Source organism: Paraburkholderia sp. RL18-085-BIA-A (assembly GCF_046027075.1).
GTDB lineage: Bacteria > Pseudomonadota > Gammaproteobacteria > Burkholderiales > Burkholderiaceae > Paraburkholderia.
The window spans coordinates 42,314-59,465 of record NZ_JARESU010000052.1; the positions used below are offsets into that span (position 1 = coordinate 42,314).

A 17,152-nucleotide genomic window follows, 5' to 3' on the forward strand; every position below is an offset into this window, starting at 1 on the left:
GCCATTAGACCGCAATCCCGATGCCTGCTGCTAGCGACCGTTGAAATCCATCACCGGGCGCGGGCGGCCCGCTTTCAGCGCATCCACCGCGGAGCGGATCCCGCGCCGCGCGTCGTCGGTGTCGAACAGCGGCATGGCGATGTCCAACATCGCTTCGTCCGCGGCCGCGACGCCGCCGACCGCCGATGCGCGCAGCAACGCCTTGTGCGCGGCATAGGCCCGGGTGGGCCCGCGCGCGACCTTGCGCGCGAAGTCGGACGATTCCTTCAGCAGGTCCGCGTCGGCGACCACGCGGTTCACGACGCCGAAGCGTTCCATCGTCGCGGCAGGGACCTTCTCCGACGTCAGCGCCCACTCGGACGCGCGGGAGCGGCCCGCGCGTTCCGCGACCCGGTAGATGCCGCCAAGTACGGTGACGATCCCGAGCGTCTGTTCGGGATGCCCAAACGTCGCTGATTCGGCCGCGAAGATCACGTCCGCGCGCAGCGCAAGTTCGAGGCCGCCGCCGAAACACAGACCCTGCACCGCAACGACGACCGGCAGCGGCAGATGCTCGAAGCGATTGAACACGGCCATGTAATGGCCGAAGCGGGCACGCAGTTCGCGCACGCTCGCATCGGGCCAGGTCATGATGTCGCCGCCAAATGAGAAGTTTTCGCCTTCGCTGCGCACGAGCACCGCGCGCGCGTCGCTGCGTTCGATCGCGGTGACGGCCGCGGCCAGTTCATCGACCATCTGGTCGTCGATGCGATTCTGCGGAGGGCGGGCGATGACGATCGTCGCGAGGCCGTCGTCGAAGTTGACAGTCAGGTGAGACATGGGAAGTCCTTTGTCGTGAAAGTAGACGTTAGCCGAGGTGCTGCCTGAACCACTCGACTGCGGCCTCGCTGGCAAGATGGAATTGCGACTGATACGGATCGAAGTGGCCGCCTGAGATCGTCACGAGCCGCTTTGGTTGCAGCGCGCGTTCGTAGGCTGCGAGTTCGAGGTCGGTCAGCGTGATCGTGTCGCCCGTCGCGACCACCATCAAGAGCGGCGTCGGCGATACGCGCGCGATCCAGTGGCCGGGCTCGTACATGCGCGCCGCGCGCGTCGAGCGGACCGTCACGGTGTTTTCCCACGCGCCGTCCGGCAGCGGCTGCAGATAGAAGTCGATCGCGTCCTTCGCGCGATACGACGCGGGGATCGCGGGATCGGCATTGACGACCGCCTGACGCCGGGGCGGCTCGCCGCGCAATTGCGCGCGATCGTCGTCGGCGAACGCTTCCTCGATCGCCGCGACGTTCTCTGGCGGAATGCGGCGCAGCCCCTGTTCGTAGCCGCTGATGGTCGGCACCTGCGCGACGACGCAGCGCAGGCGCCGGTCGGTCGCGCCGAGCACAATCGCATGGCCGCCCGCATAGCTCGTTCCCCAGAGGCCGATGCGGGCAGGATCGACGACATCGAGACTTTCGAGGAAGCTGATTGCGCGTCGCCAGTCCGTGATCTGACGCCACGGATCGATGTCGTGGCGCGGCGTGCCTTCGCTCGCGCCGAAGCCGCGATGGTCGTGCAGCAACACGACGAAGCCGGCTTCGGCGAACGCGCGCGCGAACGGCTCGAGCGCGTGCTCCTTCAGGCCGGCGTAGCCGTGCGCCATCGTGATCGCGGGTCGCCGTCCCTCGCCGGGCGGAACGAAGAGCCAGCCGCGCAGCTTGACCCCGCCGTCCACTTCGAATTCAACGTTGGTACGTTTTACCATTTCAATCTCCTGAGATTTTGGATGGGCGCGCAATCACGCGCCACGATAGAAAGAGCTTGCGTCGACCTGCCCTTGCAGGATGCGGCCGAGTTCGGCCGAGAATTTCAGCGCGCCGTCGAGCGGGCGATGATGGATCGCCACGTGAACGATCTTGCCTTCCGCGTTCTTCGTCAGCACCGTGATCCCGCGCATCTGTTCACCACCGAATGCCTGCACTTCCCATTCGAGGTAGTCGCGTGGGTCGTTGTGCGCTTCGTGCGTGAACGACAGAGCCTCGTAGATCTTGCTCGCCGCGGTCATCACGGTCTTGACCTGATCGATGCCGACGACTGGCTTCGCGAGCACGCTCGCTTCGAGCACGACGTTCGGCGCGAACGCCTCCGAGAACGCGTCCGCGGACTTTTGCTCGAACGCGCGAGTCCATCCTTGCGGCGCGACCGGCACGTCCGGCGTATCCGAGGCCTGTTCGACGTTCGCAAGAAACGATCCGACGATGCGCGCGACCGCCTCCGGCTGCTCGACGTGCGGCCAGTGGCCCGCGCGCTCGATCGATGCGACGGTCGGCGCTTCGAAGCGCGGCGTCACACCCGACGAGATCAGCTCGGCGGTGACGAATGCGTCGCTGCTGCCGCCGATGATCAGCACGGGTCCGCGGAATCGTGCAGTTTCGGCGCCCGACGGATGGCCCTTGTTCCACAGATCGGCGAAGGTGCCGACCGCCGCGGCGTCGACGCGGTCGCCTAGCTGGCCGAGGCGTTCGAGTTGCGCGTCGTCGAGCTTCACCGACAGGTTGCGGCGCAACTCGCGTTGCGCCGCCGGATCGCCGCCGAGCGCATGGAAAGTGCGCATGGCGTCGTCGGGCAGGCCGGTGCCGCGCAGCGGCACCGGCGTCAGCAGCACGAGGCCGCGCACCCGCTCGTCCAGCCGTTGGGCGACGAGTTCGGCGATCTGCGCTCCCATGCTGTGCCCGACTAGCACGACCGGCCGCGCCAGCGCGCGGACCTGCGTCGTGACGTCCGCCGCGAAGCGGTCGAGACTGTACGGGCCGGGTTCGTCGGCGCGCGCGCCCATTCCCGGAAGATCGACGCGCAGCGCGCCGGCCGCGCGGTTGCCCAGGCGCAGGACGAGGTCGTCCCACGCGTCGGCGCCGTCCAGGAACCCGTGGATGAACACGAGCGCGGGCTGGGTCGGATGAGTCTGATTCATATGTATCCTCTGTCGATCGGAGTTAGCGCTTTAGCTGTCGGCCGGAGTTAGTGCTTCAGCACTTACTCCGGGCCCATGCAAAGCACTTACTCCGGTCCCATGCAAAGTTGTCGAGCCATTCGGAAATCAGCGCGTCGCGCCGGACGCGGACCAGTTCGCCGCGTCGATCGGCGAGTACCCGTCCTCGAACCCGTCGAGCCGGCCGATTCTCTTTTTCTGCAGCAGCGTGAGCACCTTTGGGTCGAGCGGCGTCGTGAACACGCTCTGCACGACCGTGTATTCGGCGGCGAGGCGGGCGACCGCCTGCAGGCCTGCGGTGTCGATGCGACCCCGATCGAGGTAGAGGTCGTCGCGGATCTGGAAGCGGAGCACTTCGCCGAACACCACGTGGTCGTTCTGGTCGCCGATCGGGATGATCCGGTCGACCTTGCATTCCAATGCGATCGGCGCCGCTTCCACGCGCGGCGGACGGACGGTCAGCGACTCGGCCTTCTTGAGACCGACCGCGTCGAACTCGTCGACGTCGGACGGGAATTCGAACGCCGTGCGGTGCATCGCGTCCGCGAGTTCGAGGCTCACGATGTTGACGACAAATTCACCGGTGTCGCGGATATTGATGAACGTGTCTTTCAGCGTGACGCCGTCGGAGCGCGGTTGCATCGAGATCGACACCATCGGCGGCTTGCGGCCGACCGCGGTGAAGAACGAGATCGGCGCGAGGTTCGCGACGCCGTCTTTGGAGAGCGTGCTGACCCATGCGATTGCGCGCGGCAGGATCGAGCCGATCAGCAGTTTGTAGTTCGCAGTGGCGTCCTGAGTGGAGGGGTCGACGATCATGATTTGTCTCCTGTGTCGACCGGAGTTAGCGCTTTAGCGCTTACTCCGGTCCCATGAAAGATGGTTGCTGGAAATGTATCGGGTGTTCGGCGTTACGCGGGGCGGCGCGCGACGATCAGCTTTGCGGTCAGGTTCTGCACGACTTCGCCGTGCTGATTGATCGTTCTGGAGCGCAGCACCAGCATTCCGCGATCGGTGCGCGAGCGAGACGGGATCAGATCCACGACTTCGCTTTCGACATGCAGCACGTCGCCGGGGCGCGTCGGCATCTTCCATTCGATCTCGCCGCCGGCACCGAGCACGCCGTTGGCCAGCTTCGGGCCACCAGAGACGAGCAGACCCATCGTGATCGCTGCGGTATGCCAGCCGCTCGCGGCGAGGCCGCCGAACATCGTCTCGCGCGCAGCTTCATCGTCGAGATGGAACGGCTGCGGATCGAACTCCGCGGCGAACCGCTTTATATCGGCAGCGCTGACTTCATACGTACCGGTGGTGAAGGTGTCGCCGACCTTGAGGTCGTCGAAATAGAGCGTTTCCTGACTCATGGCCCTGTCCTTTCAAGGTGGGGAAGGCGGGCCGACCGACTGATTTCGTTCGCTCTCCCGCGGGTATTGCAGCTACTTTAGGGAATGTCTCCGAGAGGAGAAAGAGAGTACGGGTGAATGCATCATTTCAAATCCATCAATGATCGGCACGGGCTGGCTGCACGCCGCTGAAATACCGCGTTTCAAGGGACAGTGCAGCTACTTCTACCGTTTGCGTATTTGCTTCGAGAGCGTGCCGACATTCAGGAAGCGCTCCAAAAAATCGGCTGTTGCAAGTTCCGCTGTGCCTCAAAGTCAGGTGGATGCACGCTCTGATAGTCATCGAGAATGGCCACGCTGACCACCGATGGATTAGACATCAGCCGCCTCCTCACGGGTAGCGTCGGTGTGGGAAGACCTGCGGCGAACGGGTAATGACGAAGATCAGGGATGTCCCGCAGATCGTTCGCGTTTGTGGCGGCCTAGTCTCCGGGGTTACCGCAGATCTCGCTTATTTCTTTGCGGTATAGGGAACATCGATACGGGGGCGCGTAGCCACGGCTTTTTCCATGGCGTCGACGCGTTCGCTATCGAGCTGCAATGTGCGAGCGGTAAACGCGGTCGTCCAGGTCTGCCCGTCGATACTCCAGGTCCCGCTCGGAATCTCCTCGATAATGCAAAATACGCGGGGGCCGCTGCCATCGCCTTTCGTTCCGTCGACTTCAAGGATCGAGTCGGTCAGCTCGCGAGCGAGACTGTCGATCCGATTTTGATCCATGAACCCGGCCATGACCCGAACATTGACTCGATAAATGTTCTGCTTCGGGGACTTTCCGGCGACGGTGACGTGATGTTGGGGGCGTTCGTCAAGGTAGACCCAGGCGACGGACGCGGACGTCTCGTTAATTTCGATTCCTTCCCAGCGAAGCGCGATGGACCACAGTTTCGCCGAGAGCCTGCTTTGGGCGTCTGTGTTCAGTGAACCTTGCGCAAAGGTAACATCCATAAGTGGCATGGCCAGTTCTCCTGAGATTGAAGGGCGGGTGCATCAAGAATTGCCTCGCGCCTGGCTTGGTGAGGCATCTCACTTCCCCCAAGGCGGGTTTCGGCCTATGGGTCGCTAGTGCGAACCCGCGCGAACCGAAGTAGTTAAGGTAGCAGTCGTGGCGGAGTGCTGTTTGCGTTTCCGTGCATGGAGGATTGCCGTATAGCGCACTCGCTGTGACGCCTTTGTGGTGCCATGTGTTTTCGTCAGAGTCGAACTGCTATAGCTTGACGATGACCGTCGCGGTTATCGCATGTCGCTGTCCGAAAGCGCCGCCTGGCACTGGCGACAGGGCTCACGTCTCCAGTAATTCGCGTCGTTCCGCTCAAGTACATGCAGTGCCGCACCAAGGTTGAAGCGAAGGCAGACAGATGAGGCACGCTCGCCGTCTTCAACGAAGCCCGAGAGATGGCGAGGTTCGCCGTGGCTGGCACGAGGAACAACAATCAACTGCCGGGAAGGCCCAAGTAGTCGAATCGGGGTTGCGAAATGGCGGTGCGCGCAAGTTCAACTCCTTTTGCACTGTGGAGCAAGGGTAGGACCACAAAGAGAACCAAAATGGAGAGAGCCCGCTCGCTCAGGTGTTACCGGCCCATGCAAGGCCGGGGTTCCATTCACGTCGGACACGGCTTTTGTGTGATGTTTAAAGAGCCGGTTTTTCAGGCGCCCGTGATGAGGTCCCGGGACACACCATGATCGCATCGCGTTTTTCGGGGCCGGTCAAAGCGTCGGGGTGCCCCATCTCTTCTGTGGCGATACGTTATTCGCAAGTGGCTGCGGAAGGCTCCCGGAAGGCACCGCGAAGCAGATGCCTGCCTCCCTGGACGAACTCGCGCAACTGCCCCAGGCGACGTGCATTCACTGCGCGCACGAGTACACGCTCGCCAGCATTGAGTTTTCACTTCGGTGTAACCCTTCGCAAACTGACGTCAGCGAGTGGTACGACAAAGCCCGCGCATACCGAGCTGGAGGAGCGCCTACGTTTTCGTCCACGCTCCGGCATGAATTGGCGATCAATCCGTTTCTTCGCGTGCATAGTCCCGAGATCCGGGCGGCTCTGATCGATCAGTTCAACGTTCCGGTGCCGAATCTGCTCGCAGCTTCATTCTGCTACGTGGCTGGAAGGATTTTTTCAGCGTCGAAGAGGCCATTCCGATCGAGCAACGTTGGTCGCCGTCGCTACTGACGTACTCCCGATACGCCCAGATCTGGCAGGGGTGCGATGCAGCAAACCTGAGCGGATGCGGGTAGCACCTCCTCCCAGGGCCGGGTCATTGCGTGTACCTTCAAGAAATGGCGCAAACGTCTCCAATGGAAGAGGCGCTGTGATTAGAGACAGGAGACAGACTTGCAAAATACTTTCACCGAATGGTCGATCGACCGGGTTCCTACGAGCGATCGCACAGACGCCTGGCAGGATGTGCTGAGCCACAGCTACAGGGATTGGCAGGTTCCGCAACGGTTGGCTGCGACGTTCTATGCGCGTGTGAAGCAACACGACTTCGCCGGCGCCGGGATTGTTGAAACGGTATGTGACCCTTGCGTCGGACAACGGACGCGCGGTCAGGTACGCCGTGACGACGAGCTGTATGTTGGTGTTCAACTGACCACGGGCGGCCGTGAGCGGTTCAAGATTGGCGATTCCGGGGTGGAGGTGACATCGGGCGACCTCGTGGTGTGGACGACCGATCAAGTGGTGCAGTTCGAAGTGCTTGAACGGCTGCACAAGGTGACGCTGATGATCCCCTGGACGTTGATGCGGGAGCGTTTGCCGGAGCGAAAACAGCCGCCCTCGGGTGGCAAGATCGAAAGCCGTACTGGCGTCGGCTCGCTGCTGGCTGTCCACCTGCTGGCGTTGTCGAACCAGATCGACAGCCTCGACCAGAGTGTTCAGGCTTCTGTGAGCCGGTCCACGCTCGAACTTCTTGGCATTGCCCTCTCGGGCCAACAGCCCTCGGCGATATTCGATGCGAGTGCAGCAATGCTGCAACGCGTGAAGGATTTCATCCTGCGGAACCTTCATGACGAAGAGTTGAATCCGACACGCATCGCGGAGGCAAACAACATCTCGCTTCGCTACTTGCACATGCTGTTCCAGCGCAGCGATCTGACCGTTTCAGAATTCATCCTGAACAATCGTCTGCGCGTATGCAGGCAGGCGCTGATTGATCCCGCCTTCCGGCGTGTGCAAATTGCCGAGATCGCGTTCCGCTGGGGCTTCAATTCAGTAAGCCATTTCTGCAGGACTTTCCGGGAGCAGTATGGCGGCTCGCCCAGCGATGTGCGCCGCGCAGCGCTGAGTGGTACGGCGGGCGCGGAGGTTGTCTGACACGCGGCGGTGTCGCGCCTGATTCGCCACCGCGCCGCATCACACGTAGTGCCCTGAGCGCTCCAGCACCTCGATCTTGTAGCCGTCGGGGTCCTGGATGAAGAAAAAGCGCGCGAGCATCTCGTCGCCACGTTTGAATTCCTTCACCGCGGTCGGATTGATGCCCAGCCCCGCCATCCGCTCGTGCTCGGATTCGACATCTGCTACGGCTACAGCGACGTGCCCGTAGCCATCGCCATGCGTGTAGGCTGGCTCGCGCCCCTTGTTCCAGGTGAGTTCGATCTCGAAGTCGTTCTCTTCGTTGCGCAGATACACGAGCGAGAAGTCGGGGAAGTCCAGGCGGTGGCTGGTCGAGAGTCCGAGCGCATCCTTGTAGAACTGCAACGACCGGTCAAGGTCGTGAACACGGATCATGGAGTGAATGATCTTGGCCAAATTTTTGCTTCCAGAATATGCGAATGCCGACGTGGACAGATCCACGTCGGCTGTTACCTTTGCACGGAGAGCCGGCAAAGCGTTTCGCCACCATCGATCCGGATCAGATCGGCGTGGATGTAGCGCGATTCGTCGGACGGGAGAAACACCGCGAGGTGCGCGATATCTTCGGTTTCTCCCCAGCGTTTCAGTTGGATCACCGCTACACTATGTAGTAATCCTCTATAACATATGAGATCGAACCAGTCCGGACGGTTCCTGCCGACTGGCGTGAGTGGCGTTTAGCCTGAGAAGGCGGTGAAGGTCTGCACCGCGATCTTTCCATCCTTGACGACCAGCGTATCGGTGGCAAGCGTCACCCACGGCTTTGCCTCCCACACCATATAAGCGACTTCGCCGGCCGTGCTCTTGCTCGTGAGCTTGAATGCTGGCCAGAATCCGGGGTCCGCGCTTTCCAGGAACGCCTTGAAGAAGGCGCGGATCTGCGCGCTGCCACGATAGGTCTTGTCCGGCGTGATGATAGTCGAGCTGTCGTCGTAGTCTTTCAGAAGCTCGTCCAGACCTTGAGCGAAGGCGCCGAGATGATGGTCGAACACCTGCTGGGTGGCACCATCGATCTGTGCTGAATCATGGCTCATGTTCAATGTCTCCAAAAAACAGGTTGCAGATCCCGCAAACGGGCTGTCGCGGGCATTCGCATCAGCGCAGGCTTAGGCCGCGTAGGCGCGCTGCGCTTCGTCCCACGTCACGACGACGATCGGCGTGCCGTCTTCCTTGATGAATGACAGCGGGCCGAGGAACGTCATGTAGAACTCGCTGTCGACGGGGAAATACGTCTTGTCGTGCCGCGCGTTCGCGGACTCGTACCCGTATGCAGGAGCGACGACGGTGTCACCACCGTGCTCGGCACCGCCGCGGACATCCATGCGGCCCTTTGTCAGAAGATATTCGCCGGGCCCGACATGCAAGTGGGCATTGAACGAGGAGCCGGCCGGGCAGTCGAAAATCGCCGTCCAGGCACCCATCTCGGGAGAGGCGTGCAGCATCTTCCAGCGGATGCCGCCTTGGGAAAGGGCATCGGGGAACGCCTTCCAGGGGATATCGTTCAGTTGAACAGATTCCTCACGAACCTTCGGCTTGATTTCCATGATCGTCTCCTGTGATATTGCCGCTCCCCAAACGGGCCGGCAGTTTTTGCGGGGCGAGACAACGATACCGCCGAGAACCCAGGCAGCGCTTGCCCGATAGCGCAGGTCCGCTTGCCTGCCAGTGCATGGATAGTATGGGCGCATTCAGCGAACCAGGGCGATGACAGGATCGCGTCGTGTGACAGGGAAGGTAACGGCCGTTTCGCGGCGTGAAGCCGCTCGTCAGCGCTCTTCGAGTGTCGGCCACGGCCGGCGAAGGAGCGCTCGTCTTTGACGGTCGAATGGCTGCTTACCGGCGCGGAGCCGACGCCTGAACGTCCGACCGGCGACGCATGTGACCGACGGCGAAGCCGGGTGGAAAGCGGACGCCCGGCGGCTACGCCGCGCTCGCCCCGCGCCCTGCCTGTGTCAGCGCTAACGCCAGCCTGGCCCCCACCTCGGCATTGTGTTTCACGAGCGCGATGTTTGTCGCCAGACTGCGTCCACCCGTCAGTGCCTTGATGCGAGCCAGCAGGAAGGGGGTCACGGCCTTACCGGTGATTCCTTGCGCCGTGGCCTCGGCGAGCGCCTGCTGAATCAGCGCGTCGATCTCTTTGCCCCTCATCGCTGCCGATTCCGGCACAGGAGTGCTCAACACCACGCCGCCCGCGAGGCCCAGGTCCCACTTGGTGCGGATGAAGCGCGCCTGCTCCGCTGCGTCGTCTAGCCTGAGGTCCGCGCGAAAGCCGCTGTCGCGCGTGTAGAACGCGGCAAAATTGTCTTGCTCGCAACTGAGCACCGGCACACCGTGCGTTTCCAGGTATTCCAACGTGAGCCCAATGTCCAGGATGGACTTCGCACCGGCACAGACCACCGCTACCGAGGTCTGCGCCAGTTCCTGCAGGTCGGCCGAGATGTCGAAGGTTTCCTGCGCGCCGCGATGCACGCCACCAATGCCCCCCGTGACGAAGACCTCGATGCCGGCCAGGGCGGCACATACCATCGTGCCAGCCACTGTCGTGGCGCCGAGCCCGCCGCCAGCCAGCACGCCCGGCAGGTCGCGGCGGCTGACCTTGTGAACCTGGTCCGAGCGGCCGAGCAGTTCCAGCTCGTCATCCGAGAGGCCGATGCGGATTCGCCCACCGATCAGGGCGATAGTCGCGGGCTCGGCTCCCACGTCCCGGATCAAGGCCTCCACTTCGCGCGCAGTGCGAACGTTCTCTGGGTAGGGCATGCCGTGGGCGATGATGGTCGATTCCAGGGCCACGAGCGGACGGCCGGCGGCCTGTGCAGCAGCCACAGGCGCGCTGCAGATCAACCAGGAGTGTGCAAGATCGGTAACCATGTCGATGCCTTCGGCGGCGTGATTCACAAGTATGCAGCACGAGGCTGATCCACGGTTCGGTATGCAAGCGTGGGGCGCCCTGCTCCCGCAGCGAGGATATGAGCGGTGGCGAATGCGCGCTAAACTAGGTGCGCTGCGGAAAAGACCGATGGATCGAACTCAAGACGATGAAATTCACCGGGATCATGCTCCGACTCACCGTTGCGTGCCTGATCGTGTTTGCCGGAGTCGCCATCTTGCAGGATCGTTTTCTCTACTTCCCTGAGAAGGCCACAATCGAGGACGTCGCTTCCGGCGGACTTCGCGCCTGGCCGACACCTGAGGCGTTCCGGGGCCTCATGGCCGAGCCGGCCGGATCCGCGCGCGCCACGGTCATCGTCTTTCATGGCAATGCGGGGCATGCCGGACACCGCTCGTTCTATGCCGCAGCGCTCACCCGGCTCGGGCTGCGCGTGATTCTCGCCGAATATCCAGGCTACGGGCCGCGGGCCGGCGCGCCAGGCGAAGAGAGTCTGGTCGACGACGCCCAACAGACCATCGCGCTGGCGCATCGCCTCTATGGGGCACCGCTGCTGCTCATCGGCGAATCGCTCGGGGCCGGCGTGGCGGCCGCGGCCGGCTCGCGTGAACGCGACAAGATCGCCGGCTTGCTGCTCATCACGCCATGGGATCGACTCGAGCACGTCGCCGCTTACCACTATCCGTGGTTGCCCGTGAAGTGGCTGCTGCGCGACCGATACGACAGCGTGACTCACCTGGCGTCGTTCGGCCGCCCTGTTCTCGTCGTGGTTGCGGAACGCGACAGCATCGTCCCGCCGCGCTTCGGCGAAGCGCTCTTCAACTCGCTGGCCGAACCGAGACAACTAATGGTGGTGAAGGCGGCTGAACATAACGACTGGATTGGCCGCGTCGACGAAACCTGGTGGCGGGAGGCGACCGACTTCCTGCTCTCGCCTTCGCATTGAAATATGAAAGCACGGTCGGTCCCGTCCAGCCCGGAACGCGTCTATGTCCTGGATGCGCAGAACAGGCCTGTCGAGGTGTTCGACCGCGAGGAGTGGTCGCGCTGGATGACTGAGAACGAACTGATCTTCCGCCGCACGCTGCTGGACGAATCCGGTGTGACGGTCACGACCCGATTCCGTGGTGTGTCCGAACCGAAAACCGCCGAGGTTTCGCTGTTCGTGACGCGCATCGCCGGACTGGAAGCGCGAGACAACAGGAGCTACGGAGCACGTACGCTCGATGAAGCGCTGGAGCAGCATGAGCGCATCGTGCAGAAAATCCTCCGGATGCTGACGGGGCGGTGATCGCCACTGCGCGACGATTCTCCGGGACCGCAACCATGCCCCGCGCTCACGCCATTTGCCTGCCCGCGCGTCCGGCCGAAAGTCGCCACGCTGCCGCGTCTGTTCCGTATTGTCTATGCATGCGGGCGTAGGCGATAGCCCGTCGGCCAGCGCGTGCCCGGAGACACGCCACGCCGCCAGCAGAACTGAAGACGTTAGTGCGCCCGACTGACATGGAAAGGCACTGCGCCCTTTTCTCGATCGTATGATCCGCACCATGCGTCCCTCGTATCCGCTCGCCACAGCCGCCGCAAACCTGACGAATCTGCGCTCACGACGGAGTCGAAGGTTGTTGTAGGGAAAGAAAATTATAATGGCGAGCCCCGTTCATTTTCAGATTGGCCGCGTGATGTGTCCCTCTCATGCCGCGCATGAGCATTCGGCGTTCTGACCTTCTGGCATCGGACCCCTTCACTGCGCGAGCCGATCCATCCACCCTATTAAGCCATGCATACCCAGTTCCGCTTTTCCTCTGCGGTTTTCGTGCTTGCGCTTGCGAGCGCACTGTCTGCGTGCTCGACGCCGAAGCCGCTCTATCAGCAAGAACAGTTCGACGCAAGCGATAGCCCCTATACGCACAAGTTCGCCTCGAAGGCGGAGCCCGCTTGCGAAGCCGCCCGCCGTGCGTTGCTCAGCCAAGGATATATCGCGAGCTCGACGAGGGCCGATTCGGTCGATGGCTCAAAAAATTTCCAGCCCACCAGCGATTCGCACGCAGTGATCGAAATCCATGTGGTCTGCACAACTGACGACCCCAAAAGCAACAGCAGCACCGCATATGTGAACGCGGTGCAAGATCGCTATGCGCTGAAGAAGAGCAATACGTCGGCGAGCGTCGGCCTGAGCGTGTTCGGATCGCTGTCGCTGCCGATCGGCTCGAGCGATGACTCGATGGTGAAGGTTGCGAGTGAGACGATTCCTGCCGGCGTTTTCTATCAGCGTTTCTTTGCGCTAGTCGAGCACTACCTGAAGGCCAACGCCGCGCAGCAAGCCGCCGTCGGGGCTGCTGCCGCGCCGAAGGACACGACGCTGCCGTCGATGAACGACGCCGTGCCGCCGATCGGCGCAGCGCAGACAGACAGTGAACCGGAGAAGGCGACGAGCGCAAGGTAAGCGTCGCGGGTATCGTGCGCTCGAACCAAAATTGCCGTATGGAGCGAAAGTTTTCTCATGCCGCCAACCGGCTGCTGAAGCGGCTTTCCGTCATTTTCCGCACGAAGGGAACCCCTCCCCCTTAAAGCGCCTGCACCTGGACCGGCGCGCCCGGCTTACCCGATACTTGCGGAGCGATCACGAGGTAACGGCGCCTGTCGCCCGCCGTGCTTACTCCCGGTGCAACCACCTGGCGAATCTGGCCCAGCGCATTGACAATCGCAGCGCCGGCCGGGTTCGTCATGAAGTTGGCCAGCGGCTCCACGTTGGCGCTGCCATCGGGTTGGTCCGAGACGCCCAGCACGTACGGCTGCTTCGGCTGCAGCCCGGTGACGGCCGCCTGAAGAACCTGCACCAGTCCCTGATCGAACAGAGTGACGGTGGTGGGGGCGCTCGCGGCGTCCGCCGGTTTGCCCGTGCCCACCGGTATCAGCGCGAGATGGGTGGTCTGCCCCGCCAACCCGAGCGGTTGGGTGTTCTGAGCGCCGTCGCCTTCCGGCACGGCGTTCGGCACGTACGTCACTGCTTGCGGCGCCTGCCCGATCGGCACGTTGGCGATGACCTTGTTGCTCAGCGTATCGATCACGGTCATCGCATCGGCGTTCTCGAGGCCCACATAAACGCGGCTGCCGTCGCCTGACGGCCAGAGGCCATGCGGCAGGTTGCCGACCGGAATCGTTGCGACCTGCGAGAAGTCGTCGGTCCGGAATACCTTCACCTGATTCAGGCCGCCCACGGTCACGTAGGCAAACATACCGTTTGCGTTATGCACGATGTTGACGTGATTGGTGATCGGACCGGTGTCGATCGTCTTCAGCAATGCAAAGGGCGGACGCGCATCGAACACCTGGGTCCTGCCCACGTCCTTCAGCGTGAACCAGACTTGCTTGCCGTCCGGCGTCGCCGCGAGGTCAGGGCAGAACGGGCTTGCCTGCGTGACCTTGCCGACGATCTTGTGGTCGGCCACCGCGACCACGTCGGTCTCCGGATTGAATGACGAACACACGTATCCATACTTGCCGTCCGGCGAAAAAATCTGCATGCCGGGCCCCGCGGGAACGGTAATGCGCGTCTTTTCTTCGAAGGTCTTGCCGTCAAGGACATCGACATAGTTTTCGCCACGCACGGTCACCCAGACTTCTTTGCCGTCCGGCGTGAAGAACGCCTCATGCGGCGACCGCCCGACGTAGCTGACATGCTTGATCGCGTTCGTCTGCGTGTCGATGAACGTGACGGAATTGGAGCCGATCGACACCACCGCGAGCGTGTGGTGATCCGGCGAAAACCCCATGCCGTGCACAAGCACCTGGCCGCGATACAGCGGACTGAAGTTGGCGGGCGTCGGATCTCCGAGGCGAATTACACCGACCAGGTGGTTGTCCGCGGGATCGATCACTGAGACCGTGTTGGAGAACTGCTCTGCCGCGTACACGCGATCATGATGGCCGACCGGGATATCTGGATCGGACAGCGACCCGGGCGCCTGGCCAGCCGAGGCAAACTGCGCGGCGGTGAGCGCGATGACCGCAAGGGCAGTGGCGGCAATGGACGTGGATTTCATCACGGCTCCTTTTGCATGTTCATATGCATGTTGCTATGGGACATCGAATGTGCCGGTGCGGGGATTGATGCGGGCGTCGGCTGGTCGGGTGCTGGGGCGGGCGCCGGCAGCGTCTGACCCAGCGCGAGCCGCATCGCGACGATTTCCTGCTGCTGCTCGACCACGATTTCCTGGGCGATGCGGCGCAACTGTTCGTTGTGGCCATAGCGCAATTCGGCCTGCGCCATGTCGATTGCGCCTTGATGGTGCGGCACCATCATCGCCACGAAGTCCCGATCGACGTCGCCTGTCGGCTTGATGGACATGTCATCCATCATCTTCGTCATCGCCTTGTCGTTTTCGGAGAGAAACGGTGCCTCTTCCGCACTCGTGCCGGGGCCAGCGGCGAACGTGGGAGAAGATGTGGCCACTATCGCTGCGAAGGCAGCGAGTACGGCCGACGAGCGTTTGAGCGGGCGGAGAAAGGAACGCATGGGCGGAACTCCTGTGCGCAATCCGGATGGGCATTCATGGAGCAAACACGGGCGCAAGACCAATTAATCCACCGCGACGACTTTTTCCTCAAGCGAGGATGTCCATTCTTCACACCAAACGGGATTCATAGGAAACCAACACTGATTAAGTCTAGTTCCTGCCCATAGATTTAACCTGGGTTCCGGATCTGCGCGGTCAACGGCAGAACGACTACAGCGCAAGAAGTGCCCGGCGCCCATCCTTGTTCAGCATTGAAGGCCAACGCGCCAGATTGAATGGCGAATGAAGCGGCACGCGCCGTCGTTTTGTATCTGGCACTGGACGGGACTACACGTAGCAAACACAGGCATCGCGCTGATTCATCCGCATGTTTCAACTCTTCCGTAGACAGAGTCTGTCGAACCCCGCCGTCTCAGTCGGATGTCCGCGCGGGATGACCGTGCCGCCGATGCACACTTGCCGCCCGCGGAATATTCACTCTCCGATCCGTGTTTGCGTAGGCATGAGCGGCCTCCAGCCTCCTGATCGTGCCGCGCCGCTCGCACCGCACCACACCGCCACGAGGAAATTCACCATGTTCAACGTTCTGTCCAACCGGATCCTGATCCGCAGCAACGCATACGACGAGTACACATTCGTGCCGTGGTTGAACAGGCACGTATACCGGCGAACGGTCGATCTCAGCGTGGTTTGCATTCAATAGCCCGCGCGATTAGCGATCTTTGCTACGCGATGGACTGCAGCCGGTCACGACAGCGTAATTTCGGCAGACAGAGTTAAATCGCGGAATAAGTTCAGGCTGCATGTGTTCACCCAGGTACAACAACAACGCTCCACCCCTTCCCTATTTATTCAGGAGTTCGAAATGAAAGCCACTACCCTTATCGCACTGTCGGCCGCCCTCTTCGCCAGCGCCGGCATCGCCACCAGCGCGTCGGCACAGGAAAAGACCAGCGCCGAAGTCCGTCAGGAATTGATCCAGGCCGAAGCGCAGGGCCTGCGCTTCGTCACCGACACGTCGTACCCCGAGGTCAATCCGATCTTCGAACAGCAGGTCGCCCGCCTGCAGTTGCAAAACGGCGGCACGGGCGCCTCCATGGAAGGCTCGAGCGCTGCCGGCAAGCCGGCCACCGCCACTGCCGCCAGCACCGCCCCGGCGGCGTCCTGCGTCGGCCCAGCCGGGTTCTGCTCGCCGTATTTCGGCAGTTGATCCACGCCGTCACCAAGTACGCGGGACGCACCCGCGATTCCGACCTCGTCCGAAGGAGAAACAGATCATGAAGACGCTTGTTTGCCTCACTCTCGCCGCCTGTGCACTCGCTGGCCCGCTCACGGGTTTCGCACAGTCCTCATCCGCCCCGCTGACCCGCGCCCAGGTTCGAGCTGAACTGCTGCGGCTCGAGCAGGCCGGCTACAACCCTTCCTCGGGCGACGAGAGCAACTACCCTGCTGACGTCCTGGCGGCCGAGGCGAAAGTCGCCGCAGAGGACGCGCAGCGACTGGCCGCCGGATCTGTGGGCGGCACCGGGCAGACCGGGTCCTCGCAGGCCGACGCATCAATCAGCTCGCCCGCGGGCAACTCGCCGGCACAATGAACGCGCATGGCCGTTCATGCTGGCGGCGGCCAGCCGCGCTCGCCGCACGGATCCAGGGCTCCGACACACGGCATTTAAAGGTCGGGGCGCGTGTCGTGATCTCGTCGCATTTCATTGCGCAGGAAAACATTGCACGCCCCACACCGATCCTGATCGGGGTCGCTGCGGCGGGTGCAGGTAGCCGAACGCGTTCACGCGGACTGGCGCGATGGCACGCTGGCTGACTACGTTGCTGCCGGCAGCAACGTACTCAGCCAGCCCGCGAATGCCTCGTTTAGACGGAAGCTGTGCCGCATAGCCGCCCCCAAACTCGCCGAGCTCGCGCTGGCCGGCATCATCCGTGACGTCGCGCGCAGGCGCTCCTCCCTTCAGGCGGGCGTACGCCCATACGACGCCTGCTGCTGCCGAAAATCGCGCGGACTCACCCGCTCC

The 17,152-nt window shown here is 62.6% G+C and carries 20 protein-coding genes and 1 pseudogene; 7 read left to right on the forward strand and 14 right to left on the reverse strand.

Translation table 11 applies throughout. The annotated features are described in order from the left end of the window. Positions 1-30: 30 nt before the first annotated feature. The 6 genes from P0D89_RS28640 to P0D89_RS28665 all read right to left on the reverse strand — a co-directional run bounded on the left by P0D89_RS28640 (position 31) and on the right by P0D89_RS28665 (position 5,323). On the reverse strand, positions 31-819 hold the full coding sequence (locus P0D89_RS28640; protein WP_408363091.1) for an enoyl-CoA hydratase/isomerase family protein: 789 nt from the start codon (positions 817-819) through the stop codon (positions 31-33). 28 nt (positions 820-847) lie between these two features. Next, on the reverse strand, positions 848-1,741 hold the full coding sequence (locus tag P0D89_RS28645) for an alpha/beta hydrolase (RefSeq protein ID WP_408363093.1): 894 nt from the start codon (positions 1,739-1,741) through the stop codon (positions 848-850). 33 nt (positions 1,742-1,774) lie between these two features. Then, positions 1,775-2,947, reverse strand: a complete 1,173-nt coding sequence (locus P0D89_RS28650) for an alpha/beta fold hydrolase (protein ID WP_408363095.1) — start codon at positions 2,945-2,947, stop codon at positions 1,775-1,777. Positions 2,948-3,073: 126 nt separating this feature from the next. Beyond that, on the reverse strand, positions 3,074-3,784 hold the full coding sequence (locus P0D89_RS28655; protein WP_408363097.1) for a flavin reductase family protein: 711 nt from the start codon (positions 3,782-3,784) through the stop codon (positions 3,074-3,076). A gap of 92 nt (positions 3,785-3,876) precedes the next feature. Further along, positions 3,877-4,329, reverse strand: coding sequence for a MaoC family dehydratase (locus P0D89_RS28660; protein ID WP_408363099.1), 453 nt, complete (start codon positions 4,327-4,329; stop codon positions 3,877-3,879). 490 nt (positions 4,330-4,819) lie between these two features. Then, a complete protein-coding gene (locus tag P0D89_RS28665; protein ID WP_408363101.1) occupies positions 4,820-5,323 on the reverse strand; it encodes a tautomerase family protein in 504 nt (167 codons plus the stop codon). A gap of 838 nt (positions 5,324-6,161) precedes the next feature. Between P0D89_RS28665 and P0D89_RS28670 the strand changes: the two genes are divergently transcribed. Then, the gene (locus P0D89_RS28670) at positions 6,162-6,539 is read left to right on the forward strand and encodes a hydroxyacylglutathione hydrolase C-terminal domain-containing protein (protein WP_408363103.1); all 378 of its coding nucleotides are present in this window, start codon (positions 6,162-6,164) and stop codon (positions 6,537-6,539) included. Between the two features lie 162 nt (positions 6,540-6,701). After that, complete coding sequence (locus P0D89_RS28675; RefSeq protein ID WP_408377560.1) at positions 6,702-7,682, forward strand: helix-turn-helix domain-containing protein; 981 nt, start codon at positions 6,702-6,704, stop codon at positions 7,680-7,682. Between the two features lie 39 nt (positions 7,683-7,721). On the opposite strand, the gene P0D89_RS28680 is transcribed toward P0D89_RS28675, so the two are convergent. The 5 genes from P0D89_RS28680 to P0D89_RS28700 form a co-directional block, all read right to left on the reverse strand. Continuing rightward, positions 7,722-8,117: a VOC family protein gene (locus P0D89_RS28680; RefSeq protein WP_408363107.1), complete on the reverse strand. Its 396-nt coding sequence runs from the start codon at positions 8,115-8,117 to the stop codon at positions 7,722-7,724. 53 nt (positions 8,118-8,170) lie between these two features. Continuing rightward, positions 8,171-8,317, reverse strand: a complete 147-nt coding sequence (locus P0D89_RS28685; RefSeq protein WP_408363109.1) for an SDR family oxidoreductase — start codon at positions 8,315-8,317, stop codon at positions 8,171-8,173. 81 nt (positions 8,318-8,398) lie between these two features. Further along, a complete protein-coding gene (locus P0D89_RS28690) occupies positions 8,399-8,755 on the reverse strand; it encodes a nuclear transport factor 2 family protein (protein ID WP_408363111.1) in 357 nt (118 codons plus the stop codon). 72 nt (positions 8,756-8,827) lie between these two features. Next, positions 8,828-9,265, reverse strand: a complete 438-nt coding sequence (locus P0D89_RS28695; RefSeq protein ID WP_408363113.1) for a cupin domain-containing protein — start codon at positions 9,263-9,265, stop codon at positions 8,828-8,830. A 376-nt stretch (positions 9,266-9,641) separates the two neighbouring features. Then, positions 9,642-10,589: a pseudouridine-5'-phosphate glycosidase gene (locus tag P0D89_RS28700; RefSeq protein ID WP_408363139.1), complete on the reverse strand. Its 948-nt coding sequence runs from the start codon at positions 10,587-10,589 to the stop codon at positions 9,642-9,644. A gap of 167 nt (positions 10,590-10,756) precedes the next feature. Between P0D89_RS28700 and P0D89_RS28705 the strand changes: the two genes are divergently transcribed. From P0D89_RS28705 to P0D89_RS28715, 3 genes and pseudogenes are all read left to right on the forward strand, one after another. Further along, positions 10,757-11,554 (forward strand): alpha/beta hydrolase, encoded by a 798-nt coding sequence (locus tag P0D89_RS28705; protein ID WP_408363115.1) that lies wholly within the window; start codon positions 10,757-10,759, stop codon positions 11,552-11,554. 3 nt (positions 11,555-11,557) lie between these two features. Then, the gene (locus P0D89_RS28710; RefSeq protein ID WP_408363117.1) at positions 11,558-11,899 is read left to right on the forward strand and encodes a hypothetical protein; all 342 of its coding nucleotides are present in this window, start codon (positions 11,558-11,560) and stop codon (positions 11,897-11,899) included. A 486-nt stretch (positions 11,900-12,385) separates the two neighbouring features. Continuing rightward, positions 12,386-13,042 (forward strand): annotated as a pseudogene (locus P0D89_RS28715) (DUF2242 domain-containing protein); the annotation flags it as partial. A gap of 130 nt (positions 13,043-13,172) precedes the next feature. On the opposite strand, the gene P0D89_RS28720 reads toward P0D89_RS28715, so the two are convergent. Further along, positions 13,173-14,651 carry a YncE family protein gene (locus P0D89_RS28720; protein ID WP_408363119.1) on the reverse strand — a complete coding sequence of 493 codons (1,479 nt, stop codon included), beginning with the start codon at positions 14,649-14,651 and terminating at the stop codon, positions 13,173-13,175. Further along, complete coding sequence (locus P0D89_RS28725; RefSeq protein WP_408363121.1) at positions 14,651-15,124, reverse strand: DUF305 domain-containing protein; 474 nt, start codon at positions 15,122-15,124, stop codon at positions 14,651-14,653. Before P0D89_RS28725 ends, P0D89_RS28720 begins: the two co-directional genes overlap by 1 nt. A gap of 866 nt (positions 15,125-15,990) precedes the next feature. Here P0D89_RS28725 and P0D89_RS28730 point away from each other — a divergent pair. Further along, positions 15,991-16,335 (forward strand): DUF4148 domain-containing protein, encoded by a 345-nt coding sequence (locus tag P0D89_RS28730; RefSeq protein WP_408363125.1) that lies wholly within the window; start codon positions 15,991-15,993, stop codon positions 16,333-16,335. Positions 16,336-16,402: 67 nt separating this feature from the next. Then, on the forward strand, positions 16,403-16,720 hold the full coding sequence (locus P0D89_RS28735; RefSeq protein ID WP_408363127.1) for a DUF4148 domain-containing protein: 318 nt from the start codon (positions 16,403-16,405) through the stop codon (positions 16,718-16,720). A 111-nt stretch (positions 16,721-16,831) separates the two neighbouring features. Here the strand turns inward: P0D89_RS28735 and P0D89_RS28740 are convergent. Continuing rightward, positions 16,832-17,152: hypothetical protein (locus P0D89_RS28740; protein WP_408363129.1), on the reverse strand; the 321-nt coding region annotated here is incomplete at its 5' end.